Genomic DNA, 24,586 nt, shown 5'->3' on the forward strand with positions numbered 1-24,586 from the left:
AATGATTAAAAAAAATAAGCCCATAGTTTAAAAATTATTTTCATAATAATTAAAATAATATTTTTTTTTATCAGAATTTTATTTATTTTGAAATCGTTTTATGATACAATTTTTACGCAAAGTATTTTTACCCCTAATGGTACTTGTCGCGTCGGGCCAAATGGCCTGCGCGCAATTCTTGTCGCGTTCAGTTGTGGCCAACCAGGCCGAGACCCTTACCTCGCCAAATTTGATACTTACCTATGTGCTTGGCGAGCCCATTTCGGATTTTTTGCCCGGCACCACCCCCGGCATCAACGCGTCATTGTTTTTGACAGCAGGCTTTCACCAGCCCGACATCGATGTGCAGACCTTACTGAGCTCCAACATCTCAAGTTCGTTGGTGTTATACCCCAACCCGGCCAGCGGCGGCACGGTTAAATTGGCCTTTAACCATGTGCCCGATGGTATCTACACCGTCAACCTGGTGGATGCGTCCGGGAAAATCCTACAAACACAATCTGTTACCTACTCAAACCATAATTTCTTTTACCTCACGCTCGATGTTTCCCGTTTGGCCGGTGGTATCTATTTTATCAGTGTGGTCAATCAATCGAACTTTCAGGGACAGGTCAAACTCATCAAAATTTAGAAACACATCCCACACCTTATCTATATGAACAAAAAATTACTCACCCTGATTATTTCCATTTTCGCGATTTATGGAACGGCCATGGCCCAATCTACAGCGTTTAAATACCAGGCCATTGCCCGGAGTGTAAATGGAGGTTTATTGACCATACGCCCATGAACATCAGGCTATCCATCCGCACCGGCGCGCCCGGTGGTACGGTTGAGTACCAGGAAACCCAAAGCACCACCACCGACCAATTCGGCTTGTTTAGCATAGAAGTAGGCAGCGGTACCCCAACCGTGGGTACATTTAACGGTGTAAACTGGACAAGCGCGCAAAAATACATACAAACCGAAGTTGATTTGGGCAGCGGGTATGTGGTGATGGGGGTATCTAAACTTTTAAGTGTACCCTACGCTATATATTCGTTTAACCCCGGCAACCCGGGCAAAACCGGGGCCACAGGCGCGACTGGTCCCACAGGTTCCACAGGCACGACAGGCTTGGCAGGAGTCACTGGCGCGACAGGTCCTACAGGTGCCACAGGTTCCACAGGCGCGACAGGCTTGGCAGGGGCCATCGGCGCGACAGGTCCTCTGGTGCCACAGGTTCCACAGGCGCGACAGGTTTGGCAGGTTCCACAGGCGCGACAGGCTTGGCAGGAGCCATCGGCGCGACAGGTCCTACTGGTGCCACAGGTTTGGCAGGGGCCGCAGGTGCTACCGGCGCGACAGGTGCAACAGGTTCTATTGGAGCGACAGGTTTGGCAGGTGTAACCGGAGCCACCGGTGCGACAGGTTCTACTGGTGCGACAGGTTTAGCCGGTGCGACAGGTGTAACAGGTTCTATTGGAGCGACAGGTTTGGCAGGTGTAACCGGAGCCACCGGTGCGACAGGTTCTACTGGTGCTACCGGTGCGACAGGCTTGGCTGGCGTAACAGGTGCAACTGGGGCCACCGGCGCGACAGGGCTGGCGGGCGTAACAGGTGCTACAGGTGCAACAGGGTCTTCCGCGGCAAATGTTTTAACAGGTATTGTAGCACCGCAAAACGGTGGTACGGGTGTGGGTACCTTAACAGGTTATGTTAAAGGGAATGGCACCAGCGCAATGAACGCCGTTACTACCATCCCATCTACCGATATTACGGGCCTCATCACAAAGGTTAACGGCACCTTGCCCGACGGCACAGGTAACGTATCGTTAACTTTCGGCCATGTTACCTCGGGTGTTTTAAGCTCAAAACCCGCAAACGGCACAGGCAATAACGGCGATATTTATGTAGTGGCAGGTGATGGTACCGCCAGCAATAACGGAAGGACATTTATTTACGATGGTGCCAACTGGAACGAAATAAGCAATAACCTGGCCACAACCGATGCACGTTACCTGCAATTGGCAGGTGGTACCCTGGCAGGCAATTTAGTGATACCGACCACTGATAGGATAACCTTGACCGATGCGCCAAATAACAGCACCGATGCCGCCAATAAAAGCTATGTCGATGCGCAGGTCGCATCAGTTACAGGTATAATTGGTGCCACCGGGGCGACAGGTGCAACGGGTGCAACGGGCGCAACAGGCGCTACCGGCGCAACAGGTTTGGTCGCGTTAACAACTACAGGTACCAGTGGTGCTGCCACTTATGACCCGGTAGCCGGCGTGCTCAATGTTCCGCAATACTCAGGCTCGGGCGCAACGGGTGCAACAGGTGCTACCGGCGCAACTGGTGCTACAGGACCTACAGGCGCTACCGGGGCTACAGGCGATGTGGGCCCAACAGGTTCATCTGCTGCAGATGTTTTAACAGGTATAGTGGCACCACAAAATGGTGGTACCGGCGTAGGTACCTTAACAGGTTATGTTAAAGGGAACGGTACCAGCGCCATGAACGCGGTAACCACCATCCCATCAACCGATATTACGGGCCTCATCACCAAAGTGAACGGAACGCTGCCCGATGCGACCGGCAACGTGTCGTTAACATTCGGCCATGTTACTTCGGGTGTTTTAAGCTCAAAACCGGCAAACGGCACAGGCAATAACGGCGATATTTATGTAGTGGCAGGTGATGGTACCGCCAGCAATAACGGAAGGACATTTATTTACGATGGCGCCAATTGGAACGAGATTAGCAATAACCTGGCAACAACCGACGCACGTTACCTGCAACTGGCAGGCGGTACCATGGCGGGTAGTATAGTAATACCAACCACCCAAAGCATCACCTTAACGGATGCGCCAAATAACAGTACCGATGCGGCTAATAAAAATTATGTGGATACCAAGTTTGCGGCGGCCGGCAGCACAAACGTACCCTATACCGGTGCCACCGGCCCGGTAAATTTAGGTAATTACGATTTGACAGTACATTTGTTAAAGATTGGTTTAGGGTCAGGCTCCGTCTTTACTAACACTACGGTTGGTTATTCAGCACTTAATTCAAATACTAATGGGGGTTATAATGCTGCAGTCGGATTTTACGCATTGCATGCAAACACAACGGGGATTGCAAATACTGCGCTTGGTTATATAGCGTTGTCATCAAACACTACGGGCAGTTATAATACGGCAAACGGTAGCTCGGCATTGCAAGTAAACACAACGGGAAATTCTAACGTTGCGATGGGTTCTTCTTCTTTAAATGAAACCACAACGGGGTATAACAACACAGGCATAGGTTATTCAGCACTGCAAACAAATACTACCGGATACTATAATACGGCAATTGGGTCTAATGCTGACGTTTACTCTAGTAACTTAAGCAACGCAACGGCCATTGGATATAACGCCGTCGTTACGGCAAACAATACCATACAATTGGGCAATACACAAGTAAGCAATGTAAAAACAAGCGGTACCATAACGGCTGGTGCCATTACCTACCCAAATACAGCGGGTTCCAACGGCTATTTTTTAAAAACCGATGGTGCCGGCACAGCCAGTTGGGCTGCTATAGCCGGAGGTGGCGGCGTACCTTATACTGGGGCTACAGGCCCGGTAAACTTAGGTGCCTACGACCTTATTGTGAACGGATTAACTGTTGGCTTAGGCGCAGGAGGGCGTTCAGCAAACACTACGCTCGGATTTCTTGCGCTTAGTTCTAACACCACTGGAAATTTTAACACAGCAACAGGGTATTCAACTTTGGCTGGCAGTACAACGGGTAGCGACAACTCAGCATATGGTGCCATAGCATTATCTGCAAACACAACGGGCAGTAACAATACTGCCAGTGGATCCGGTGCCTTGTCCGTAAACACAACGGGCAGCAACAATACCGGCATTGGCAACTCAGCTTTGTATACAAATACAACCGGCTCCCAAAATACAGCAATAGGGGTACTAGCCAATGTTGGAGCCAATAATTTATCTAATGCCACGACAATTGGTTATGGGGCCACCGTATCGGCAAGCAATACCATACAATTGGGCAATACAAGTGTAACCAATGTAAAAACCAGCGGCACCCTAACCGCGGGCGCGGTAACCTATCCCAATACGGATGGTACCAGCGGCCAGGTATTAACTACCAACGGTAGCGGTACGCCAACATGGCAGGCGGCAGCCGGCGGCGTACCTTATACCGGTGCTACGAGGGCTGTAAATTTAGGCGCTTATGATTTAACTGTAAATGGACTTACTGTTGGGCTTGGGGCAGGGTCGAGAAGCACAAATACTATTTTTGGATTTAATGCATTATCTTCTAATACAACAGGTAGTCTTAATGCTGCATTTGGATACTATGCTCTACAAAACAACATAACTGGTAATTCTAATTCTTCATTTGGTAATAGTGCAAATTATGCTAACACTACAGGTAGTAACAATACGGCCATTGGAAATGCTGCACTCTTAACTAACACAATAGGAAATAATAATACAGCAATTGGTAATGGTGCAGATGTAGGTGCCAATAATCTATCAAATGCAACAGCAATTGGAAATGGTGCTAGAGTGGCAGCCACCAATACCATCCAATTGGGAAACAATTTTGTTACCAATGTAAAAACTGCGGGTACATTAACTGCCGGGGCTATAACTTACCCGAATTTAGATGGGGCTATCGGCCAGGTACTAACAACTAACGGAAGTGGTACAGCCAGTTGGGCTGCTAGTGGGGGTGTACCTTATACCGGTGCCACAGGCGCGGTAAACTTAGGCGCTTACGACCTTACCGTACATGGCGTAACGGTTGGTTTAGGCGCAGGGAGCGGTGTTGCAAGTACTGCTGTCGGGTCTTCCGCTTTGTTACTTAATACAACCGGTTTGCGTAATACGGCAATTGGAGCAAGTACGTTAAGTGCAAATACAACCGGGGCCTATAACACAGCGGTCGGAACCGGTGCGTTGAGTTTAAATACAACAGCCAATTACAACACTGCCACAGGCTATGCCGCACTGGCGGCAAACACCACAGGAAACAGCAACGTTGCTACCGGTGCTAACGCATTGACTAATAACACCATAGGTAGTAGCAATACAGCCAATGGAATAGGCTCGATGAATGCAAACACAACGGGTAATACCAATACAGCGAGTGGCTTAAATTCATTGGGCTTAAACACAACCGGGAGCAACAATACCGGCATTGGCAACTCAGCTTTATATTCAAATACAACCGGCTCCCAAAATACAGCAATAGGGGCGCAAGCCAATGTTGGAGCTAACAATTTATCTAATGCCACAGCAATTGGTTATTCGGCCACCGTTAACGCAAGCAATACCATACAATTAGGTAATGGAGCGGTTACCAACGTAAACACCAGCGGCACCCTAACCGCGGGTGCCATTACCTATCCTAATACGGTCGGTACCAATGGCTATTATTTAAAAACAGATGGCATGGGCACGGCCAGTTGGGCAGCTGTGAGTAGCACCGGCGTACCTTATACCGGTGCTACCGGGGCTGTAAATTTAGGCAATTATAACTTAACTGTAAACGGAGTAACGGTTGGTATAGGTGCCGGGGCGCAAGCGTCTAACACGGTACTCGGGAATGGTGCTTTGGCCTCGAACGTATCAGGCAATACCAACACTGCGGTCGGGACTCTTGTTTTGAGCTCGAACACAACAGGCAGTAATAACACTGCAACCGGATACAGTGCATTGCTAACAAACACAACAGGCATACAAAACACAGCGTTTGGAGGCGATGCGTTGTACTCAAACACAACAGGCAGTTACAACGCGGCAAACGGCTTTTACGCGTTGTTTACAAACACAACGGGGGCTAATAACACTGCAAACGGTGCCTTTGCGTTAACCGCAAACACAACAGGCAGTTATAACACAGCAAGCGGATATAACGCGTTGGCGAGTAATACAGTAGGCATTAGCAATACGGCAAACGGCTATCAGGCGTTGGTGAGTAACACAACAGGCCCTAACAACACAGCGACAGGATTGAACGCGTTGGCGAGTAACACAACAGGCGGTAACAACGTAGCAAACGGATCAAGTTCGTTAAATAACAATACTATCGGCGGTAATAATACCGCTTATGGTTACTTCTCACTTAGTAACAATATCACCGGCAGCAATAATACGGCAATTGGTTATGGTGCCGATGTTGCATTAGGTACTTTAACCAACGCCACTGCAATTGGTTCCCAAGCCTTTGTTACAGCGAGTAATACCATACAATTAGGTAATACATCGGTTACCAGTGTGGTAACAAAAGGTACGGTTGTATCTAATGGCACAACATTAACATCCGATAAGCGCTTAAAAACAAATATCGTACCTGTTAAAAATGGCTTGGCTACCGTTATGCAGTTAAACCCGGTGCATTACAATAAAAAGAATTCGTTAGCATCAACCGATTATTCAAAAACAGAAAATGGTTTCATCGCGCAGGAGATACAAAAAGTTCTGCCTTTCATCGTAACACCGGGTACCGATAAGGATAAATTACTTTCGGTTGATTATAACTCCATCATCCCTGTTTTAACCAAGGCCATACAAGAGCAGCAACAACAAATAACGGCCCAACAAAAACAAGCCGAGGCCCAAAAAAAACAAATAGACGAGCTAAAAGCATTGGTTGATAAATTGATTAAAGCAAAACAATAACATCCCATCCCCGATAAGGGGGTTCGCTCAAAAGGCAATCTTTTGATGTCCTTTTACCCACTATAGCAAGGCCCCGTAATGTACGGGGCTTTGCTGTTTTGTGGAACTACGCTATCACAAACAAGATGTATTTAGCGTTTGATACCATAACCTTCCGTTTTCCCCTCAAGGTCGAAGCTTTCAGCTTCGTCCTAAAATGTAGCAAGCATGCAGCTTGCGTAAGCAGCTTACCCGGGATGCCGTCATCCACGCCTCATTTTCCTGTTCGGCTTTTCTTAATTTCACCCAAAATCCAGATCTTTGTTTAAACCGCAAAAAAGCCGCAGCCCAATGAAAAAAGCCGTCATCGTAACCTTCGACAACTTTACCGACATCGACAACTTCCTCGCCTGGGACCTGCTCAACCGTGTAAAACACCGCCAGCCGGGCTTCGAGGTAAAGTTTGTAGGCGCTGCCGCTTCGCACCGTTCCAGCAACGGTATCGATTTGGCCATGCATGCCGGGCTCGAAGAGTGCCGCACTGCCGACCTGGTTTTTTTCACCAGCGGTCGGGGTGTCCGCGCAGTTATCAAAGATGAAAACTGGCTCGCCCAATTTAACCTCGACCCAAGCCGCCAAATTATCTGCTCCATGTGCTCCGGTGCGTTGGCATTAGCAGCGTTGGGTTTGCTTAACAATGTACCCGCCACTACGTACCCCAGCGCCATGGAAGCCCTGAAAGGTTATGGTGTAGAAGTATTGGAAGATAAGCACCTCGTAACCCAAGGCAACATTGGCACCGCCGCAGGCTGCCTCGCCGCTGTCGACCTGATGGGCTGGGCCGTTGCCAAACTGTACGACGAGCAAACCAAACAAGACGTCATCGCCTCGGTTTTGCCAATCGGTCAGGGGCAGGTGTGCTTGTATTAATTGAAATTTTAAAGACCGGCTTTTTACGGTCATTCACCCAGCGCAACTAATATATTATCCAAAAGGCTGCGCGCTATCCTGAAGTTGGTGGTCTTTATTTTTTCGAAATAAGGCTTCAACGCAGGTATTATGCCCTGTTGTTTAGCCAACATTAGTACGCCTAAAGTTCCGGTATGATTGAGATGGAGTTGCTCTGCAAGCTTTCTGCCTTTTAAATCATCAATAATTAATAATGCCGACGGTATTTCAAATGATAGCGCTATCGCGCTCGCTTCTCCCAAATCTACTTTTTCTGCATAACTGTTTAGCAATGTTCTGTTTAGTACAGGCTGTACGATAACCCATGTAGGAAGCGCTTCCCCAAACTCTTTTGCAATTTCGGGGGTGGTAATCACATTTTGATAAAGCTCCTTTAAAATAGTAAAAGCACCGATTTTGTCAAGCAGGATAAAGCAACTTGTATCGGTAATAACAGCGTTATTATTTTGATATCCTTGCCACATCGGCCATTACATCTTCGAACGAATAGTTGATATAGTTTACCCCATAATTTGCCAATATATCTGCAAATTCAACTTTGCTCAACCCGGCCATTTCTGCAGCCTGGCCTAAAGATAATTTGCCTGACTCGTACAATTTGGCCGCCAAAAAACGCACGGTATCGCCATGGTTTTCTTCCAAAAAATCAGGAACTTGTATGGTCATCGTCGTCATAATGGTAACAATTTATAGGTAAAGATAAGCATTTTAACTAAAATTCTGTATCGTCTACGGTCGCGTCGCCCTTGTAGGTGTTGTCACCAACAAGCCCGGGATGTTGTAATTAATACCCCGGATAAAACTCAATTCCCCAATTAACCACTAACTATAAACCTTTTTTTATACGTTTGCACCCAATGCACCACGTATTAGATAACCCCGCTTTCAACGCCCTCATTTCGCAAAACAGCAACTTTGCCAACGGCACCCATGAGGTAAAGTACTTCCCGCGGCTGGTTTCGCCATTTGTAGCTTTTAATGCGAACACCGAAAAAAACTTTAACACCCTGCATCAAATCACACTGCACGATAAACCCGTCATCCTCATATCGCCAACTGAAATCGAGCTGCCCCCTCAATGGAAATTGCTGCGCTCCATGCATGGCTTCCAAATGCTATACACAGGCGCCACCATACCCGAGCCCCAAATAAAAGCCGGTATTGTACCCTTACGGGATGAGCATATCCCCCAAATGCTGTCGCTTACCCAGCTCACCCAACCCGGCCCCTTCGACGAGCGCACTATCGATTTTGGCCACTACCAAGGCGTTTTTGAGGGCGACCAACTAGTGGCTATGGCCGGCCAGCGCCTCCATGCATTTAACTATGCCGAAGTAAGCGCCGTTTGCACCCACCCCGACCACCTGGGCAAAGGCTACGCACGCCAACTATTGGTACAACAAATCAACCGCATCATCGCCGCGAGCGAAACCCCATTCCTGCACGTGCGTCATGATAACCACCGCGCCATAAAAGTGTACGAAAGTTTAGGCTTTGCTACCCGGCGTGAGATATTTTTTTATGTGATGAAGAAGGCAGAGTAATTCTTTGTGTTTGCTCGATGGTATAAGGAAAATATCTTCACCACTCGCCTCTCCAGCGACGCTGCATCACAACGGCATCTTCGTCCAGTTTAATTACCCCCGGGAATTTTTCAAAACGGGCTTTGCGGTCTTCAATAGTTTTATCGAAGATTTTTTTAAGCTTTTTTTCGATTTTGTCTGAGGCCTCGCCTTTTTTGATTACCACAACCATATCCAAATTTAAGCATTTTTAAATTACAATTTTTAATCTCAAAAGGACAAAACACGTTATTTCATCGTTTGTCAATGGTCTTTCTGTTGCCGGTATCCTCAAACCACTACAAAACATTTTTAACCCATTCCATTTTTCAAAAATATCATTACTTTTGGGCATCAAAAACAGTGTAATGAGTAATACAACAGAACAAGCAAACAACCCCAGCCATTATATCCTTTTAACCGTTGCCATTATCATCGGTATTTGCGGTGTTTACCTGCGCTTTTTAGGCGAGGCTCCGGCTTTTAATTGGATATCAAACATCCTTTTGGTTATCGGTGTAGTTATCGCCCTCAAAGCGGTATTCACCATCATGAAATAGATTTTCCTTTGTGTAATTCTGCGAAAACCTCAGTGTTCTCTGTGGTTAAATTTCGTTTGAGTGGTATATCAACCATTTGTTTCAGGCAATATGCCTTGCAGCGCTGTATTGTTTTTGATGGTTTTTAAGCCTTCTTCATATCCCATCCAATAAATTTCATCGGCAAATTTAGTGTCAAATATGCCATAGCTGCCCAAACCGTGCGGCTCAATCACTACATCGCACATCGCTTTTCTGGGTTCAAGGCCGGCGTTAATGGCCAGCATGGCCGAACGGTCAACCATCTGCCCGAACGAATGTATCTCGGTAACCGTACCCATATTGTTGCAGCTCGAGCCGATGATAAAATCACAAACACCCACCAAAGGCTCAACCGGGAAGTTGTTGAGCAGCCCGCCGTCAACATACATATGCCCGTTCATCACAATAGGCCTGAATATCCCTGGTAAACAGCACGATGCCAGCAGGCATTTGCACAAATCGCCATCGTTAAAATAAACCAGTTTGCCTTCACCAAAATCAACGGAGGCGATGTTGATAGGTATCTTTAATTTTTTGAACGAGTTTTCCGGAAAATACTCTTTTAAAAAATCCTCGGCATGGGTAATCGATACAAAGCCCGTACCGCCGATCGATGGGCGCAGCATCCTTAACAAATGCGCTTCAACAATAATTTTTAGCGTTTCTTTCGGTGTAAACCCCTGCGCAAAAAAAGCCGCCGCAATAGCACCGGCACTGGTACCCGATATATGTGCAAACGTGATGCCTTTATCGGTAAGCGCTTGCATAATGCCTAAATGCGCCACGCCGCGTATGCCCCCGCCCGAAAGCGCCAGCCCTATTTTCGTTGGTTTACTTTGGTTTGTACCTGGATTCATTGAGTATTTTTTGAGCGTCGTCCATTTCCATCAATTGGGCCGGCGTTACCTTGGGGTGCCTTTCCATATACTGCCGCACAATTTGCCAGCCTGTCCATACCCCCAATTTCGGTGCCGATTCATTTTTTTCGCCCAGTCCCGGTGTAAAAGGGGCTTCGGTCAGGTATTTCTGCACTTTGGTATAATCGCTTTCGTAAAGCAGGTTTTGGTCCAAAAACCAGGCCCATACCTCGCTTTTAAAATCGTCGCACCATTTCAATTGTTGTGCAGTATAACCAATTTTGGTGGAATCGGCAACATCAGGCAATACCTGGTCCATCAGGTACATAATCTTTCCGTTATACACCATCCGCGTCAGCAATGTTTTGTCGTCGCTTTCCTTTTCGGGGAACATGTTCTCGCGGATAAAACCTTCCAATACCCTAGGCGCTATATTATCCGGCGTAAAATTCCGCGACACATAATGCGGAAACTCCTCAATAATGGCCGGGTAAAACTTACTGTTAGCGCCCAAAAACTGGTCGAGCCCGATGCCATAATACTGGTCGCCTAGAGCGGTCTGCGCCCTAAATCCCGAAAAATAACTGTAAATTTTAGGTATTTTGGTCTGCGGGAAATAATACTTTACCCGGCGGAAGGCATCCGTTAACTGCTCGTTTTGTAAGCTCAGGTTCGGGTAAACCGAATCTACTTCCAGTTTCAGCGCCATATAATCAGGACTGGCCAATATGGCGCGCACCGTTTTAAAATAACCCGTGTCGCGTATACTACCGGCCTGCAGTATACGTTCAATAAAATCCTGGTAAAAGGCGCCGTACTTGTTTTTCAGCAATTCTGCCTGTTCGGCCATGGGTTTGGTGCGCATTTCATCAAAATCACGATCAAAGCGTGCTATATCCACATTAACAGGTATATTGCCCACATCAATTTTTTTATTGCGCCCGCAGGCCGCGAACATAAAGGCGATTAAAAAAAATAGGTAAATTTGTATGCTACGGTTATTGGACAAAAAAGTACACCTCATGCCGCAAAATTAATTTTTTAAACTTGTATTATTTAAACTATACCGTGTACTACGTTTATATATGATAAAAATTGCTTTGGCCCAACGTAATTATCACATTGGGAATTTTGAGTCGAACACCAATAAAATTATCCAAACCATCAAAGAGGCCCAATCTCACGGTGCCGATTTGGTAGTATTTGCCGAACTATGCGTATGCGGTTACCCCGCCCGCGATTTCTTCGAATTTAAAGAGTTTATAGACCTGTGCGCCCAATCTGCCCAAAAAATTGCTGCCGTTTGTACGGATATAGCCTGCATCATCGGCCTGCCCACCTATAATTTAAAAGACGAAGGTAAGGACCTCTTCAACTCCGCCTATTTTATAGAAGGCGGCAAAGTCAAGGCCATCGTCAACAAAGCCCTGCTGCCCAATTACGATGTGTTTGATGAGTACCGCTATTTTGAGCCCGAAACCGAGTTTAACTGTATCGATTTTAAAGGCTATCGTATAGCCCTCACCATTTGCGAGGATTTGTGGAATACCATCGAAAACCCGCTCTACATTACCCGGCCAATGGATAAGCTCATTACCCAGCAGCCCGATGTAATGATCAACATCGCCGCGTCGCCCTTTGCCTATAACCACGACGAGGAGCGTATAGACATACTGGGCAATAACGCCAAACAATACCAACTGCCGCTGTTCTACGTAAACCAGGTAGGTGCCCAAACCGAACTTATTTTTGATGGCGGTTCCCTGGTTTTTGATGCCGAAGGTAAACTCATCGACGAACTGCCTTATTTTAAAGAACACGTAGCCTATTACGAGTTCGAAAAACAAGCCGGTGTGCCGAAGGTGAGCTTTAAGCATCAGCATACCATCAAATCCGAATATACCAGCAACATCGAACAGATACACCAGGGCCTGCTCCTGGGTATCCGCGATTACTTCTATAAATCGGGTTTCAGCAAGGCGATATTGGGCCTTTCCGGTGGTATCGATTCAGCCGTCGTTTGTGCCTTAGCTGCCGAAGCCCTTGGCCCGCAAAACGTAATGGCTGTTTTGCTGCCCTCGCGCTTTTCCAGCGACCATTCCATTACCGATGCCGAAGACCTGGTAAAAAACCTGGGCTGCCTCAGCGAAACCATTTACATCAAAGACATTACCGAAGCCTTCGAAGGTGCCCTGCACCCGCAATTCGATAACCTGCCCTTCAACATCGCCGAAGAGAATATACAGTCGCGCAGCCGGGCCGTTTTACTCATGGCCATGTGTAATAAGTTTGGCTACATATTGCTCAACACCAGCAACAAAAGCGAGGCCGCGGTAGGTTATGGTACCCTTTACGGGGATATGTGCGGCGGAATATCCGTACTGGGCGATGTATACAAAACCCAGGTATACGAACTGGCCAATTACATCAACCGCGAACAGGAAATCATACCGCAAAACTCCATCGTTAAACCACCCTCAGCCGAGCTGCGCCCCGGCCAAAAAGATTCCGACTCGCTGCCCGAATACGATATCCTCGACACCATCCTCATGGAATACATCGAAAACCGTAAGTCATCCAGCGAAATCATTGCCCTGGGTTACGATGAGCAGGTAGTGCGCCGCGTCATCAAACTGGTAAACGGTGCCGAACACAAACGCTACCAAACCCCGCCCATCCTCCGCGTATCGCCCAAAGCTTTTGGCATGGGCCGCAGGATGCCGATAGTTGGGAAGTATTTGTCGTAAACTACCGATCTCGAATTGCAAAATCATGCCCCATCGGGGCTACCTGTTTGTAGAAATATCATGAAAAACAATTTTGCCCCGTAGGGGCTACACTCACCGCCCGATCAGGCGTCCACGCCTGATCGCACCCAAATGTGAGCGTCCACGCTCACGTATCAGTAAATTACCTTTAACGGGCTCTCCGCATTAGCGCTGCTATACCAATACTCATGTGCCGAACCTACAAAGCCAGCCCTAACCGGATTCTCATGAATATAATCAATCTTTTGATCTATTACGGCAGCAGAATATAACACAACAGGGTAATTGCCATTCTGCCAAAACTGATGGTCTTTATTCTGAGGGTTTATCCTGCCTGCCTTTTCAAAAGCAGCAAGCATCCAATCACGGCGGCTTTCTGTCGCATTAGTCGCAATCAACTTTGTCATTTCCTTCGATGTATAAGTTTTGAAATCGCGAAGAACATTACCAAGCGAGCCATTTTCTACATTCGCAACCATATGAATATGATTGGTCATGATCACATAGGCGTAAATATTCAGACCTTTATTTTTCTGACAATAGGCCAGGTTTTCGATAATAAATTCGTTGTAAATTCTTCGTGTAAAAACATCTATCCAGTCCGTTACGGTTAAAGTAACAAAGAACAGTTCATCTGTAGAGGCATTGCGGGACATTGGTATAAAAATACATTTTTTATTTTAAGATAAGATCGCCTGTTCAGGCGTCCACGCCTGAACATCTCTAACTGTGAGCGTCCACGCTCACGAAACCAATCATTCCGGCATCGCAAGCGTAGACGCTTGCAATCAAAGTCATTCAGGCGCGGACGCCTGAACGGGCGGAGGAAAAGAAATAGTTTTCGCAAGCAGTTCAAGGTTTTCAAATCAAAAAATCATGCCCCATCGGGGCTACCTGTTTGTAAAAATATCATGAAAAACAATTTTGCCCCGTAGGGGCTACCCTAATTGAACTATCAATCTTATCTGCATTGTTACTTAAGCAAGGCAATATTTTTAATGATTGCGCCGTTACATGCCCCAATAGCTGGTTATTTTATCAATAAAGGGCGAAAACGAAAGTTAAAGAACGTTAAAAAACCCGATTGATTTGAAAAATAATGCATCTTTGCCTCAGGTAAAAAACCAGCTAAAAATATTGATAGCACTAAACACATTAATTTTATAAACCTTCACAAACAGATACGTTGAAAAAGACCTTACCATCACTGTTCATAGCCCTAATATTGTTCGCGAGTTGTAAAAAATCATCCACAACCGACCCAACCGCGCCCACAGTAACTACAAGCGGTATAACTGTAACCAGCTCTGCCACGGTTACGGGCGGTGGCGACATAACAGCAGATGGTGGTGGCACCGTTATGGCCGAAGGCCTTATTTGGAGCACCACGCCAAACCTCAGCACCGCGTTAAGTACAAAAACCAACGATGGCGTTACCGATGGCATCTTTACAAGTACCATTACCGGCTTAAGCCCGCACGTTACATACTATGCGGTAGCTTATGTAACAACCAACGGAGGTACAGCTTATGGTAACATGGTAAGTTTCACCACATCAGGCTTGGTGAGTACCTTTGCAGGAAGTGGTGCTATTGGTTTTTTAAACGGGCAAGGCACAGCGGCAACGTTCTTCTATCCCTACTCGGTAGCCGCCGATGCAAACGGCAATATTTACGTGGCCGATTTAAGTAACAACGCCATCCGTAAAATAACCTCAGCTGGTTTGGTAAGCACGCTGGCAGGCAACGGCACCGCCGGTTTTGTAAACGGGCAAGGTACAGCCGCTTCGTTTAATTATCCGTACGGACTGGCAGTTGATGCCAATGGCAATGTTTACGTGGCCGATTTAGGCAATCAGGCTATCCGGAAAATAACCCCCGCAGGTTTGGTAACCACGCTGGCAGGCAGCGGTAGCGCCGGTTATGCCGATGGACAGGGCACTGCGGCATCATTTAATAACCCGACAGGTTTGGCGGTTGACGCCAACTACAACGTTTACGTAGCCGATATAAAAAACAACGCGATCCGAAAAATAACACCTGCCGGCTTGGTGAGCACATTGGCAGGCAGTACCGCTTTTGGTTTTGTAAATGGGCAAGGCACAGCCGCTACCTTTTTTAACCCTACCGACGTAGCTGTTGATGCCAATGGTAACGTTTATGTAGCCGATTTAGGTAATCAGGCTATCCGTAAAATAACCTCAGCAGGAGTAGTAAGTACACTGGCAGGCAGCGGAAACGCAGGCGCTTTAGACGGGCAAGGCACAGCAGCCTCGTTTTATGGCCCAAGTAGTGTAGCGGTTGATGCCAATGGCAATGTGTACGTAGCCGATAAACAAAACAACAGTATCCGCAAAATAACGCCGGCTGGTTTGGTAAGTACGCTGGCGGGTGCAGGTGCGCAAGGCGCGTTAAACGGTTCATCGGCATCTGCCTCGTTCAGGTATCCAACAGGCGTGGCAGTAGATGCCAATACCAATGTTTATGTAGCCGATTCAAACAATAACCTTATCCGCAAAATAACGCAATAGGGGCAAAGGCCCATTACCTGCTGTTTAAAACCGCTCACATTTTAAACGGCAGGTTTATACCCTAATGCTGAGGTGCTGCGCATACGGCCCTCATTTCTTTCTTATCCCAACATTCATTAAGTTTGGATAACATCTAATCACAAATGCGTAAACTGATTTTTGGCATCCTTTTTATCGCCGCTTGTTCGCCCGGCAAAAAGCAGACCGCGACTGGCGATACTATTTTTATCTACCGCGAAAAAACAAAAGACCATTACTATAAAGTCTACATCGACCCAAACAAACAATCAGCCGACCGCCAACACCTTTTGGATTTTCAATTCGATAAAGAAGAGCAAAAGGAAATAACAGAAGACTATGTAAACATTAAACGTGAATTTTGTACACCTCTAAAAAAGTACGACTTATCAAACTTGCCAAGCGAGTGGCTACCCCTGGTCTTGCACAAAGGCAAATACTACATCTATTATCCTTCCGATTACGGTTGCACCGGCCGAACGACCATTACCGATACGATGATGATTTACAGGGGATTTGAGATATTTCAAAATCCCTTGTTGTTGACTAATAAAATTAACATTCACAAATATCAGTTGAAGATAGCCGGACGGTATCCGAACGAGAAAGACAAACAATTAACCATTTACATCATCGACGATAAAAAGAAAGTAGCCGTTTGGGAAGATATGTCGCAACCTATGGCCAGCCGCTATGGCTTATACGTAGCGCGCGAAGGCGCAGCCAGTTTCGATATGGTAGTCAACAGGTGCGAACAGAATAAGGTGATGGAATATCAATTCGATAAGGTGGATTATGCGGGTCTTATTAAGGGGAAATAAACGGCAGAAAATCAAGTCGGCACCACTTTTTTGGGCACATAACCTGAACGTACAAGGTAATTTCTGGTCAAATTGTATTGCAATTTAGCGTTGTTTTTGTATGTTCAACCCAAAAATACTTAAATGATATGTACCCGTTTCGGTGCGGTTTGTAGCAATATCCGGCGACTGCTCACTATCGCAGGTTTTACTCTTATTGTCCTTCTTTCCGCCTGTGCTGGCCATAACAAGGGCGTTCCGCTCGAGAGTGGCCCGGCTCCCATACTCTTGTTTAACGGCGCCGGAACTTCCCCTAACGATGTTACGGCAGTCGAAACAATCCTCGATAGCTTACGCCTCAGTTATTCTACCATCAATTCTTCGGAACTGAACAGGATGGGTCGTGCGCGGATGATGAAATACCGCCTGCTGATTATGCCCGGAGGGGATTTTATTGATATAGGCAAAAGCCTCGATACTGTTACCGCCACTAACGTACGCTATGCGGTGCAGCATGGCTTGAATTACCTCGGCATTTGCGCGGGAGCTTTCCTGGCGGGCCATTTGGCGCGTTACAACTGTTTCAATCTCACTTCCGGCGTAACTTTCGGCTTTTACTCAGCCGAAAGCAAGGGCATACGGAAAGCAGCGCTGGCAATTACCAGCCTCGGAGCGCCAACACTCGATCAGTATTGGGAAGACGGCCCGCAGCTTTCGGGCTGGGGTGCTGTTGTAGCTAAATATCCCGACGGTACACCGGCAGTTGCAGAAGGAAAATGCGGTAGCGGCTTTGTGCTTCTCACAGGTTTCCATGCCGAGGCCCCGGAAGGGTGGCGGGGCGGTATGGTTTTTAAAACTCCGGCAGACGTTGATCATGCTTATACGGCCATGCTTATTCAAGCCACGCTGCAGGGCGTATCTTTATCACATTATTAATCCCAAGCCCGCTGTTCGATTTCTCTGACTTCGAACCAATATGCCTGTATTCTCCGACTACAGAACCGAAAAACTCATCAATCCACCCCGCCATGGCTCACCACCACATCCTTCTTACTCACCTTATCAGCTACCACCGTAACCGGGCAAATATGCCCCTCGCCATCAAAATCATTGGCGTATAGCAGCCCGCTTTCCTGCACAAAAACCGAGTAGCTGCCTTCGGGCAGGGCAATGGCGTATTCGCCTTTATCGTTACTTTGCGTTTTGGCAACCATTTGCGTTTGTATGGTATTGTAAAAATTGGTAACGCCGCCAACCTGTTTCAGGGTGGTGAGCTGGTACACCAACACCGTGCGGCTAACGGCTGCGCCTTTGCCGGGTTTGCGGCCGGGCACGGGCATCTGGTCGCCTTTTTGCAGATAAATTTTGCCGCTTATGCCCTGTTTAACAGGCGCGTCTTGCCGGGCGCTTGCGCCAAGCCACAGCATACAGAACAGAAAAACTAAACCTTTCATACCTTTTTTAAACGTGTTTCGTTTACTAATAGTCTTTATTGGTATATTACCCCATTGTAGTTTATATGAAGAGACTTTACCCCGCGTTATACCTTACGTTTTTACTTGTTTTTTTTGCGCTCGGGGCAAAATCTCAGGCTTTACCTGTAAGCGCGGCTCAAATTAAGCAATTATCAGATATTTCCCTAAAGGCCGATACCCAATACCGCAACAACCGCACGCAATTAATGGCGCTGGCCGCGCAAAAAGGCTGGGCGTTTTATAAAGTGTCTAAAGCAGGGCAGGTGGTATCGCTGCAGGGCGTAACCAGATCGGGTTTCCCTATCTATGCCAAAACGGTTAATAATATTATTTCAGCAGCAACCACGCATACCAATACCGTGCAGCCGGGCGGCACATTGGGGTTAAATTTAAGCGGTTACAGCAGTTCTATGGCCAATAAACTCGCCATTTGGGATGGCGCCGCCGTGTACGCCGGCCATCAGGAATTTACCGGCAAAAACGTGCAAAGTAAAGACGGCACCCTCAACTACATTGATCACAGCACCCACGTAGCCGGCACCATGATAGCCGCCGGGATATACGCTCCTGCAAAAGGTATGTCGCCGGGTGCCACCACCCTCGCATCCTACGATTTCAACAACGACATCGCCGAAATGGCCGCCGCAGCAAGCGGCTTGCTCATCTCCAACCACTCGTACGACCATGGCGGCGGCTGGTATTATAACGATACCCAAACCCGATGGGAGTGGGAGGGCCTTCCCGGCGATACAGTTGATTACCAGTTCGGCTTTTACGACCAGCTCGCCCAGTCGTACGACCAGATAGCCTACAGCGCGCCCAACTACCTCATGGTGTTCGCGGCCGGCAATCATCGCGGCGAAACAGGTCCTGCCGTAGGCGCTACCTATTGGGGCTATCAAAGCCGGACAAATTCCACCATCGTCAACAAAGGCGCGCGCCCGGCAAACCTTAGCTCCAACGCGGGGTACGATGTGATAGACGCCAGCAATACCGCCAAAAATATCCTCACTGTCGGGGCTGTCAACCCGCTGCCTTACGGGCCCAATAGCGGTAGCGATGTCAGTATCGCCTACTTCAGCAGCTTTGGCCCCACGGATGATGGCCGTATCAAACCCGATATCTGCGGCAACGGGGTAAACGTTTTATCCAGCGGAAGCAGCGCGCCCGATGCCTATTTGGTGCTGTCGGGTACCTCCATGTCAACGCCCAATATCAGCGGTTCGCTATACCTTTTGCAGGAATATTATGCCCAAAAAAATTCGGGCAGCTTTATGCGCGCCGCCACGCTCAAAGGGCTGGCCTGCCATACCGCGCTCGATGCCGGTAACCCCGGGCCGGATTATATTTACGGCTGGGGCCTGCTCGATATGGCCAAAGCCGCACAGGCCATTACCGACAACGGCACCAAAAGCCTCATCACCGAAAAAACGCTTGCTCAGGGCCAAACCCAAACGTTTAACGTGGTGGCGTCGGGTAATGGTCCGCTTATTGCGAGCATATCCTGGACCGACCCTGCCGGTACGCCCTTCGCCACCGATACCATCAACGACCGCCAGCCCAAACTGGTAAACGACCTCGACATCCGCGTAAGCGACGGCACCACCACCTTTAAACCCTGGGTGCTCGACCCGAACAACCCCGGCGCCAGCGCCACCACCGGCGATAACATTCGCGACAATATTGAGCAGGTGTACATCGCAGGCGCGGTTCCGGGCCGAAGCTATACCATTACGGTAACCCACAAAGGTACCCTGCAAAGCGGCAGCCAGGCTTTTTCGCTCATCGTTACCGGGATAGGCGGCACGGCTTATTGCGCGTCGGGCCCAACATCCAGCGCCGATTCACGCATCAACAACTTTACGCTATCAAACATCAACAATACCCCCGGTCCGGGCTGCACCGCCTATTCCGACTATACCAACCTCACCGCCACACTCGAGCAAGGCAAAACCTACGCTTTGAGCCTCACTGCCGGTACTTGCGGTGCCAATTTTAATAAGATAGCCAAGGTTTATATCGACTATAACGGCAACGGCGTTTTCGATGCCAACGAACTGGTGGCCACATCCAACGTTATCTCCGCCACGGGCACGTATACAACCAACATAACCATACCTGCAACCGTTGTGCCGGGCAATTATAGTTTGATGCGTGTTGTCCTCTCCGAAACCACCGACCCCAGCACCATCAGCCCCTGCGGTTCCTACGCCAAAGGCGAAACACAGGACTACCGGGTAAACTTTGTAAAATCTAGCATCGATGTAGGTGCAACGGCCATTAACAGCCCCGCGGCAAGCGGCACCTGCCCCTCGGCAACAGCAAGCGTGTCCGTGCACATCAAAAACTTCGGGAGCGCATCAGTCAGCAGTATCCCGCTCACGGTAACCATAACTGCCGCAGGTTCGGGCACGGTTACTACGCTTAACGAGACCTACCCCGGCACCCTGGCGCCCTTAGCCGAAGACGATTACATTTTTGCAGGTACTTTTAGTGCCCTTGCGGGGAACAGTTATACCATAACTGCCACCACTAACCTCGCCGGCGATATCATCACCACCAATAATCAGGTTACTTCCACCGCGCTCATCAATACCTCGCCATCGCCTGCTAACCTGTCGGCCTATTTTTGCAATGCCGATACCACCTACAACCTCAATGCCACAGGCAGCGGTACGGTATTCTGGTACAAAAACATCGGCGAGGCCTTGCCTTTCACCTTCGGCTCAAGCCCCATAACCAAAACAGCCCCGGTAAACAATACCTATTACGCCGCCCTCAACGATTTTAGCGGAAACATCGGCCCCGCCACAAAAAATGTATTTGCGGCAGGAGGCTATAACCAGTTTACGCCATCGGTAAACGTGTATACCAAAGTGCCTTTGGTGATAGAAAGCGCGCGACTTTACATCGGTAATTCCGGCCAAATCACTTTTACGGTAACCAACACCGATGGTCTGCCGGTATCAAGCACCACCATCGATGCCATAGCCACCCGCACCACGCCCGCCGCAGGCGCCCAAGCCGACGACCCGCTTGACCAAGGCAAAGTATATCCCCTCAACCTCACCCTGCCCACTGCAGGAGCGTACACCATCGCCATATCTTATGCTGATGTGGCCACCATATACCGCAACAACGGCGGGGTAACGGGCTATCCTTTTAGTTTGGATGGCTTGTTCAATATCACCAACAACACAGCCACCAACCCGCCCGATACCACCTATTACCGCAACTTTTACTATTATTTTTATAACATGCATGTGCGCAGCCTCGGCTGCCCGTCGCCAACGCCAAGGGTGGCGGTGACTGTAACCAAACCCTTCATCACGCAAAACGGATTAACGCTGTCGTCAAACTATACGGCCAATAACCAGTGGTATTTAAACGGCGTGCTTATCCCCGGTGCCACCGGGCAAAACTATACGCCCTTGCGCAGCGGCATCTACAATGTGTACGTCACCTCATCAAGCGGTTGCGTTTCCCAATCCGATGGCTTTAGTTTTGTGCTCCCCGTTTCGGGCAGTAGTTTAGGTTCCGATATTTCGCTGGCCATATTCCCAGTACCGGCCGCCAACCAGTTGAACGTCGCCTTTAACGCGTTAAAAAACGAAGCCTTATCAGTATCTATCCTCAATGCCCTCGGTCAACACGTGTACGATGATACCCGGCAGTTAACCGCCGGTCCCTTCAACACCATCATCAACACCTCCACCATCGCCGATGGCGTCTACTTCATCAAATTGAAGATCGACGATAAGATTTATACGAAAGAGATTACTGTGCTGAAATAGTGAATGGTGAGTAGTCAGTGGTGAGTAGTCAAAAAAACATTCATCACTCACTATTCACCACTCACCAACTCACTTAAAAAATATACTTCAATCCCACTGCCGGTGCCAAATCAAAAAACGGCCCGGTAGCCAGTTCCAGCCGTGGGTTAAGGTCCAGGCTAATAGCTAATGGCGCATTGGGTATCCTGTATTCCAAACCCAGCACCGCATCAGCACCCAGTAGCAGGGTATTGCTGTTAAAATTTTGGTTGCCGCCACTGTAGGTTTGGTATTCACCATTTATTGAGCCCAAGTGCGCGCCAATACCGTAGTACAGTTTAAGGTCGCTAACGCCAAAGGCTTCCTGGTTTTTCTCATACAGGCCGGTCAATACAATACCATGCGAACGGAAGCCCAGTACCCCTTCCAGCGAGATGTCTTTTTGCGTAAAGTATTTTATCGATATACCGTTTTCATACCCGCCAAATTTTGCGCCGATGGCAGTTTGGTAGTCCTGCGCTTTTAATGATAATGCAGTAGATAAGAGGGAAATAACAATCAATACAGATAATAAGGTCTTTTTCATAGGGTGTGTTTTTTTTACAGCTGCATTTAACAATTTTTATGCCACTCGCTAAAAAACGGTAATATCGGCCACAAATTATGTGGTTTTTTGCGTGCGGATAAAAAAATTACTATTCATGCATAGTAATTTTAATTTATCAGGTAATAAATTTTGTATATTTGGGTTATGAGGTGTTAAGCCAAACCAATTTTTTGTTAACCTTGTTTTTTTGATTTATAATACTTGCTGCAATGGCCATAACACGCGTTTTCGATCTGCTCCCCTTTAACCTCAAAAACTTTCCGAAGGCCGATATGCTTGGCTATAAGCGTGCCGGTGCCTGGCAAAAATATGCTACAGATGTGGTGGTTTCCACCATCAATAATGTAAGCCATGGCTTGCTGGCGTTGGGCGTAAAAAAGGATGACAAGATCGCCATCATGTCGCCCAACCGCCCCGAATGGAATTTTTGCGATTTCGGTATCATGCAGATTGGCGCCACGCAGGTACCCATGTACCCCACATTGAGCGATACCGACATCGAGTTTATATTAAAAGATGCCGAGGTAAAAATCATTTTTGTATCTGATAAGGATATCTACCATAAAATAAGCGAAGTAAAAAAGCGAGCAAACCTCAATTTCGATATCTATACCTACGATACGGTTGAAGCTGCCAAAAACTGGCAGGAGATTGCCGACCTCGGCAAAGCCAACCAACAACCCGACCTCGACGCTTACCGGGCCGAAGTACAACCCGATGACCTGCTGACGCTGATTTACACATCAGGCACAACAGGTACGCTAAAAGGGGTAATGCTCACCCATGCCAACCTGGTAAGCAACGTGCTCGAATCGTCAAAACTATACCCGGCCGAAATAACGCGGGCGCTTAGCTTTTTGCCCATGTGCCACATTTTCGAACGCATGGTTATTTATATGTACCTGTACCTGGGCATATCCATTTATTACGCCCAAAGCATGGATACCATAGTGGCCGATATGGTGGAAGTAAAACCCCACGTATTCACCACCGTGCCCCGCCTGCTCGAAAAAGTGTACGACCGCATCGTGGCCAAAGGCAACGAACTGACAGGCATCAAGAAAAAAATATTCCTTTGGTCGCTCAAATTAGGCTTACGTTTCGAGATGGACGGCCGCAATGGTCCATTGTACGGCCTGAAACTAAAACTGGCCCGTAAACTGGTCTTCAGCAAATGGAAAGAGGCCCTGGGTGGCGAGTTGATTGCCATTGTATCGGGCGGCGCTGCTTTACAGCCCCGCTTGGCCCGGGTTTTTTGGGCGGCCGACATCAAAGTATTAGAAGGCTACGGCCTCACCGAAACATCGCCGGTTATATCGGTAAATGGCCCGCGCAAAGGCGAAGCCCGCTTTGGCAGCGTTGGTCCGGTAATAAAAGGCGTAACGGTAAAAATCGCTTCCGATGGCGAGATCATGGTAAAAGGCCCCAACGTGATGAAAGGCTATTACAAACGACCCGATGCCACTGCCGAAGCTATTGATGCCGACGGTTTTTTCCATACCGGCGATATCGGGGTATTCCTCGATAACAAATACCTCTGCATTACCGACCGTAAAAAAGAAATCTTCAAAACAGCGGGTGGCAAATACATCGCGCCCCAAACCCTCGAAAACAAGTTTAAAGAGTCGCGCTTTATCGAGCAGATCATTGTTATCGGCGAAAACCAGCGTTTCCCGGCCGCGCTCATTATACCTGCTTTCGATGCCCTGAAAGATTGGTGCGTAAAAAGAGGGGTAGAATATACCACCAACCAGGAAATGGTAAAAAACCGTCGCGTTAAAGACAAGATACAGCACGAGCTCGACCATTACAACGAAGGTTTTGGCCACTGGGAGCAGATTAAAAAATTCGAACTCATTGCCGACGAATGGAGCATCGCCACCGGCGAGATGACACCAAAACTCAGCCTCAAACGCAAGGTGATCCTAAAAAAATACGAACACTTGGTGGAGGAAATTTATCGTACGGTAATATAAAAGAC

At 47.9% G+C, this 24,586-nt stretch carries 22 protein-coding genes; 13 read left to right on the forward strand and 9 right to left on the reverse strand.

Features of this window, described 5'->3' with window-relative positions; all coding sequences use genetic code 11:
- Nucleotides 1-100 precede the first annotated feature (100 nt).
- From QZX97_RS16705 to QZX97_RS16725, 5 genes are all read left to right on the forward strand, one after another.
- A complete protein-coding gene (locus tag QZX97_RS16705; RefSeq protein WP_295652353.1) occupies nucleotides 101-631 on the forward strand; it encodes a T9SS type A sorting domain-containing protein in 531 nt (176 codons plus the stop codon).
- A gap of 24 nt (nucleotides 632-655) precedes the next feature.
- Nucleotides 656-790 carry a hypothetical protein gene (locus QZX97_RS16710; RefSeq protein ID WP_295652354.1) on the forward strand — a complete coding sequence of 45 codons (135 nt, stop codon included), beginning with the start codon at nucleotides 656-658 and terminating at the stop codon, nucleotides 788-790.
- Nucleotides 787-1,389, forward strand: coding sequence for a hypothetical protein (locus QZX97_RS16715; RefSeq protein ID WP_295664825.1), 603 nt, complete (start codon nucleotides 787-789; stop codon nucleotides 1,387-1,389). The genes QZX97_RS16710 and QZX97_RS16715 overlap by 4 nt, the downstream gene beginning before the upstream one ends.
- 4,067 nt (nucleotides 1,390-5,456) lie before the next feature.
- A complete protein-coding gene (locus tag QZX97_RS16720; RefSeq protein ID WP_295652433.1) occupies nucleotides 5,457-6,686 on the forward strand; it encodes a tail fiber domain-containing protein in 1,230 nt (409 codons plus the stop codon).
- A gap of 330 nt (nucleotides 6,687-7,016) precedes the next feature.
- A complete protein-coding gene (locus tag QZX97_RS16725) occupies nucleotides 7,017-7,595 on the forward strand; it encodes a DJ-1/PfpI family protein (RefSeq protein ID WP_295652356.1) in 579 nt (192 codons plus the stop codon).
- Nucleotides 7,596-7,624: 29 nt separating this feature from the next.
- On the opposite strand, the gene QZX97_RS16730 is transcribed toward QZX97_RS16725, so the two are convergent.
- Both QZX97_RS16730 and QZX97_RS16735 read right to left on the reverse strand, forming a co-directional pair.
- On the reverse strand, nucleotides 7,625-8,098 hold the full coding sequence (locus QZX97_RS16730; protein WP_295652357.1) for a DUF3368 domain-containing protein: 474 nt from the start codon (nucleotides 8,096-8,098) through the stop codon (nucleotides 7,625-7,627).
- Nucleotides 8,076-8,309: a UPF0175 family protein gene (locus QZX97_RS16735; RefSeq protein WP_295652358.1), complete on the reverse strand. Its 234-nt coding sequence runs from the start codon at nucleotides 8,307-8,309 to the stop codon at nucleotides 8,076-8,078. The genes QZX97_RS16730 and QZX97_RS16735 overlap by 23 nt, the downstream gene beginning before the upstream one ends.
- Nucleotides 8,310-8,491: 182 nt before the next feature.
- Here QZX97_RS16735 and QZX97_RS16740 point away from each other — a divergent pair, with 182 nt between their 5' ends.
- Nucleotides 8,492-9,178 carry a GNAT family N-acetyltransferase gene (locus QZX97_RS16740; protein ID WP_295652360.1) on the forward strand — a complete coding sequence of 229 codons (687 nt, stop codon included), beginning with the start codon at nucleotides 8,492-8,494 and terminating at the stop codon, nucleotides 9,176-9,178.
- 37 nt (nucleotides 9,179-9,215) lie between these two features.
- Here QZX97_RS16740 and QZX97_RS16745 read toward each other — a convergent pair whose 3' ends face one another.
- A complete protein-coding gene (locus QZX97_RS16745; RefSeq protein WP_295652361.1) occupies nucleotides 9,216-9,389 on the reverse strand; it encodes a hypothetical protein in 174 nt (57 codons plus the stop codon).
- A 175-nt stretch (nucleotides 9,390-9,564) separates the two neighbouring features.
- Here QZX97_RS16745 and QZX97_RS16750 point away from each other — a divergent pair, with 175 nt between their 5' ends.
- Nucleotides 9,565-9,756, forward strand: coding sequence for a hypothetical protein (locus tag QZX97_RS16750; RefSeq protein ID WP_295652363.1), 192 nt, complete (start codon nucleotides 9,565-9,567; stop codon nucleotides 9,754-9,756).
- 68 nt (nucleotides 9,757-9,824) lie between these two features.
- On the opposite strand, the gene QZX97_RS16755 is transcribed toward QZX97_RS16750, so the two are convergent.
- A complete protein-coding gene (locus QZX97_RS16755; protein WP_295652365.1) occupies nucleotides 9,825-10,634 on the reverse strand; it encodes a patatin-like phospholipase family protein in 810 nt (269 codons plus the stop codon).
- Nucleotides 10,609-11,658: a gliding motility lipoprotein GldB gene (gene gldB, locus QZX97_RS16760; RefSeq protein ID WP_295652366.1), complete on the reverse strand. Its 1,050-nt coding sequence runs from the start codon at nucleotides 11,656-11,658 to the stop codon at nucleotides 10,609-10,611. The genes QZX97_RS16755 and gldB overlap by 26 nt, the downstream gene beginning before the upstream one ends.
- A 64-nt stretch (nucleotides 11,659-11,722) precedes the next feature.
- Here gldB and QZX97_RS16765 point away from each other — a divergent pair, with 64 nt between their 5' ends.
- Nucleotides 11,723-13,381 (forward strand): NAD+ synthase, encoded by a 1,659-nt coding sequence (locus tag QZX97_RS16765; protein WP_295652434.1) that lies wholly within the window; start codon nucleotides 11,723-11,725, stop codon nucleotides 13,379-13,381.
- A 155-nt stretch (nucleotides 13,382-13,536) separates the two neighbouring features.
- Here QZX97_RS16765 and QZX97_RS16770 read toward each other — a convergent pair whose 3' ends face one another.
- Nucleotides 13,537-14,058: a transposase gene (locus QZX97_RS16770; RefSeq protein WP_295652368.1), complete on the reverse strand. Its 522-nt coding sequence runs from the start codon at nucleotides 14,056-14,058 to the stop codon at nucleotides 13,537-13,539.
- A 530-nt stretch (nucleotides 14,059-14,588) separates the two neighbouring features.
- Between QZX97_RS16770 and QZX97_RS16775 the strand changes: the two genes are divergently transcribed.
- Both QZX97_RS16775 and QZX97_RS16780 read left to right on the forward strand, forming a co-directional pair.
- Entirely contained in the window at nucleotides 14,589-15,932 is a 1,344-nt protein-coding gene (locus QZX97_RS16775) for an NHL repeat-containing protein (RefSeq protein ID WP_295652370.1), read from the forward strand.
- 143 nt (nucleotides 15,933-16,075) lie between these two features.
- A complete protein-coding gene (locus QZX97_RS16780; protein WP_295652371.1) occupies nucleotides 16,076-16,771 on the forward strand; it encodes a hypothetical protein in 696 nt (231 codons plus the stop codon).
- Nucleotides 16,772-16,855: 84 nt separating this feature from the next.
- Here QZX97_RS16780 and QZX97_RS16785 read toward each other — a convergent pair whose 3' ends face one another.
- Nucleotides 16,856-16,996, reverse strand: coding sequence for a hypothetical protein (locus QZX97_RS16785; protein WP_295652373.1), 141 nt, complete (start codon nucleotides 16,994-16,996; stop codon nucleotides 16,856-16,858).
- Between the two features lie 42 nt (nucleotides 16,997-17,038).
- Between QZX97_RS16785 and QZX97_RS16790 the strand changes: the two genes are divergently transcribed.
- Nucleotides 17,039-17,686: a BPL-N domain-containing protein gene (locus QZX97_RS16790; RefSeq protein WP_295652375.1), complete on the forward strand. Its 648-nt coding sequence runs from the start codon at nucleotides 17,039-17,041 to the stop codon at nucleotides 17,684-17,686.
- A gap of 77 nt (nucleotides 17,687-17,763) precedes the next feature.
- On the opposite strand, the gene QZX97_RS16795 is transcribed toward QZX97_RS16790, so the two are convergent.
- Complete coding sequence (locus QZX97_RS16795) at nucleotides 17,764-18,204, reverse strand: hypothetical protein (RefSeq protein ID WP_295652377.1); 441 nt, start codon at nucleotides 18,202-18,204, stop codon at nucleotides 17,764-17,766.
- Nucleotides 18,205-18,269: 65 nt separating this feature from the next.
- Here QZX97_RS16795 and QZX97_RS16800 point away from each other — a divergent pair, with 65 nt between their 5' ends.
- A complete protein-coding gene (locus tag QZX97_RS16800) occupies nucleotides 18,270-22,019 on the forward strand; it encodes a S8 family serine peptidase (protein ID WP_295652378.1) in 3,750 nt (1,249 codons plus the stop codon).
- A gap of 73 nt (nucleotides 22,020-22,092) precedes the next feature.
- Here QZX97_RS16800 and QZX97_RS16805 read toward each other — a convergent pair whose 3' ends face one another.
- Nucleotides 22,093-22,584 (reverse strand): hypothetical protein, encoded by a 492-nt coding sequence (locus QZX97_RS16805; RefSeq protein WP_295652380.1) that lies wholly within the window; start codon nucleotides 22,582-22,584, stop codon nucleotides 22,093-22,095.
- Between the two features lie 230 nt (nucleotides 22,585-22,814).
- Here QZX97_RS16805 and QZX97_RS16810 point away from each other — a divergent pair, with 230 nt between their 5' ends.
- Nucleotides 22,815-24,581 carry a long-chain fatty acid--CoA ligase gene (locus QZX97_RS16810; RefSeq protein WP_295652381.1) on the forward strand — a complete coding sequence of 589 codons (1,767 nt, stop codon included), beginning with the start codon at nucleotides 22,815-22,817 and terminating at the stop codon, nucleotides 24,579-24,581.
- Nucleotides 24,582-24,586 lie beyond the last annotated feature (5 nt).

Source organism: uncultured Mucilaginibacter sp., assembly GCF_903893715.1.
Taxonomy (GTDB): domain Bacteria; phylum Bacteroidota; class Bacteroidia; order Sphingobacteriales; family Sphingobacteriaceae; genus Mucilaginibacter.

Bases quoted from the DNA above. Each gene is read 5' to 3' on its own strand.
- QZX97_RS16705 (WP_295652353.1), top strand. From the start codon at position 101: ATGATACAATTTTTACGCAAAGTATTTTTACCCCTAATGGTACTTGTC.
- QZX97_RS16710 (WP_295652354.1), top strand. From the start codon at position 656: ATGAACAAAAAATTACTCACCCTGATTATTTCCATTTTCGCGATTTAT.
- QZX97_RS16715 (WP_295664825.1), top strand. From the start codon at position 787: ATGAACATCAGGCTATCCATCCGCACCGGCGCGCCCGGTGGTACGGTT.
- QZX97_RS16720 (WP_295652433.1), top strand. From the start codon at position 5,457: ATGGGCACGGCCAGTTGGGCAGCTGTGAGTAGCACCGGCGTACCTTAT.
- QZX97_RS16725 (WP_295652356.1), top strand. From the start codon at position 7,017: ATGAAAAAAGCCGTCATCGTAACCTTCGACAACTTTACCGACATCGAC.
- QZX97_RS16730 (WP_295652357.1), bottom strand. From the start codon at position 8,098: ATGTGGCAAGGATATCAAAATAATAACGCTGTTATTACCGATACAAGT.
- QZX97_RS16735 (WP_295652358.1), bottom strand. From the start codon at position 8,309: ATGACGACGATGACCATACAAGTTCCTGATTTTTTGGAAGAAAACCAT.
- QZX97_RS16740 (WP_295652360.1), top strand. From the start codon at position 8,492: ATGCACCACGTATTAGATAACCCCGCTTTCAACGCCCTCATTTCGCAA.
- QZX97_RS16745 (WP_295652361.1), bottom strand. From the start codon at position 9,389: ATGGTTGTGGTAATCAAAAAAGGCGAGGCCTCAGACAAAATCGAAAAA.
- QZX97_RS16750 (WP_295652363.1), top strand. From the start codon at position 9,565: ATGAGTAATACAACAGAACAAGCAAACAACCCCAGCCATTATATCCTT.
- QZX97_RS16755 (WP_295652365.1), bottom strand. From the start codon at position 10,634: ATGAATCCAGGTACAAACCAAAGTAAACCAACGAAAATAGGGCTGGCG.
- gldB (WP_295652366.1), bottom strand. From the start codon at position 11,658: ATGAGGTGTACTTTTTTGTCCAATAACCGTAGCATACAAATTTACCTA.
- QZX97_RS16770 (WP_295652368.1), bottom strand. From the start codon at position 14,058: ATGTCCCGCAATGCCTCTACAGATGAACTGTTCTTTGTTACTTTAACC.
- QZX97_RS16780 (WP_295652371.1), top strand. From the start codon at position 16,076: ATGCGTAAACTGATTTTTGGCATCCTTTTTATCGCCGCTTGTTCGCCC.
- QZX97_RS16785 (WP_295652373.1), bottom strand. From the start codon at position 16,996: ATGGCCAGCACAGGCGGAAAGAAGGACAATAAGAGTAAAACCTGCGAT.
- QZX97_RS16795 (WP_295652377.1), bottom strand. From the start codon at position 18,204: ATGAAAGGTTTAGTTTTTCTGTTCTGTATGCTGTGGCTTGGCGCAAGC.
- QZX97_RS16800 (WP_295652378.1), top strand. From the start codon at position 18,270: ATGAAGAGACTTTACCCCGCGTTATACCTTACGTTTTTACTTGTTTTT.
- QZX97_RS16805 (WP_295652380.1), bottom strand. From the start codon at position 22,584: ATGAAAAAGACCTTATTATCTGTATTGATTGTTATTTCCCTCTTATCT.
- QZX97_RS16810 (WP_295652381.1), top strand. From the start codon at position 22,815: ATGGCCATAACACGCGTTTTCGATCTGCTCCCCTTTAACCTCAAAAAC.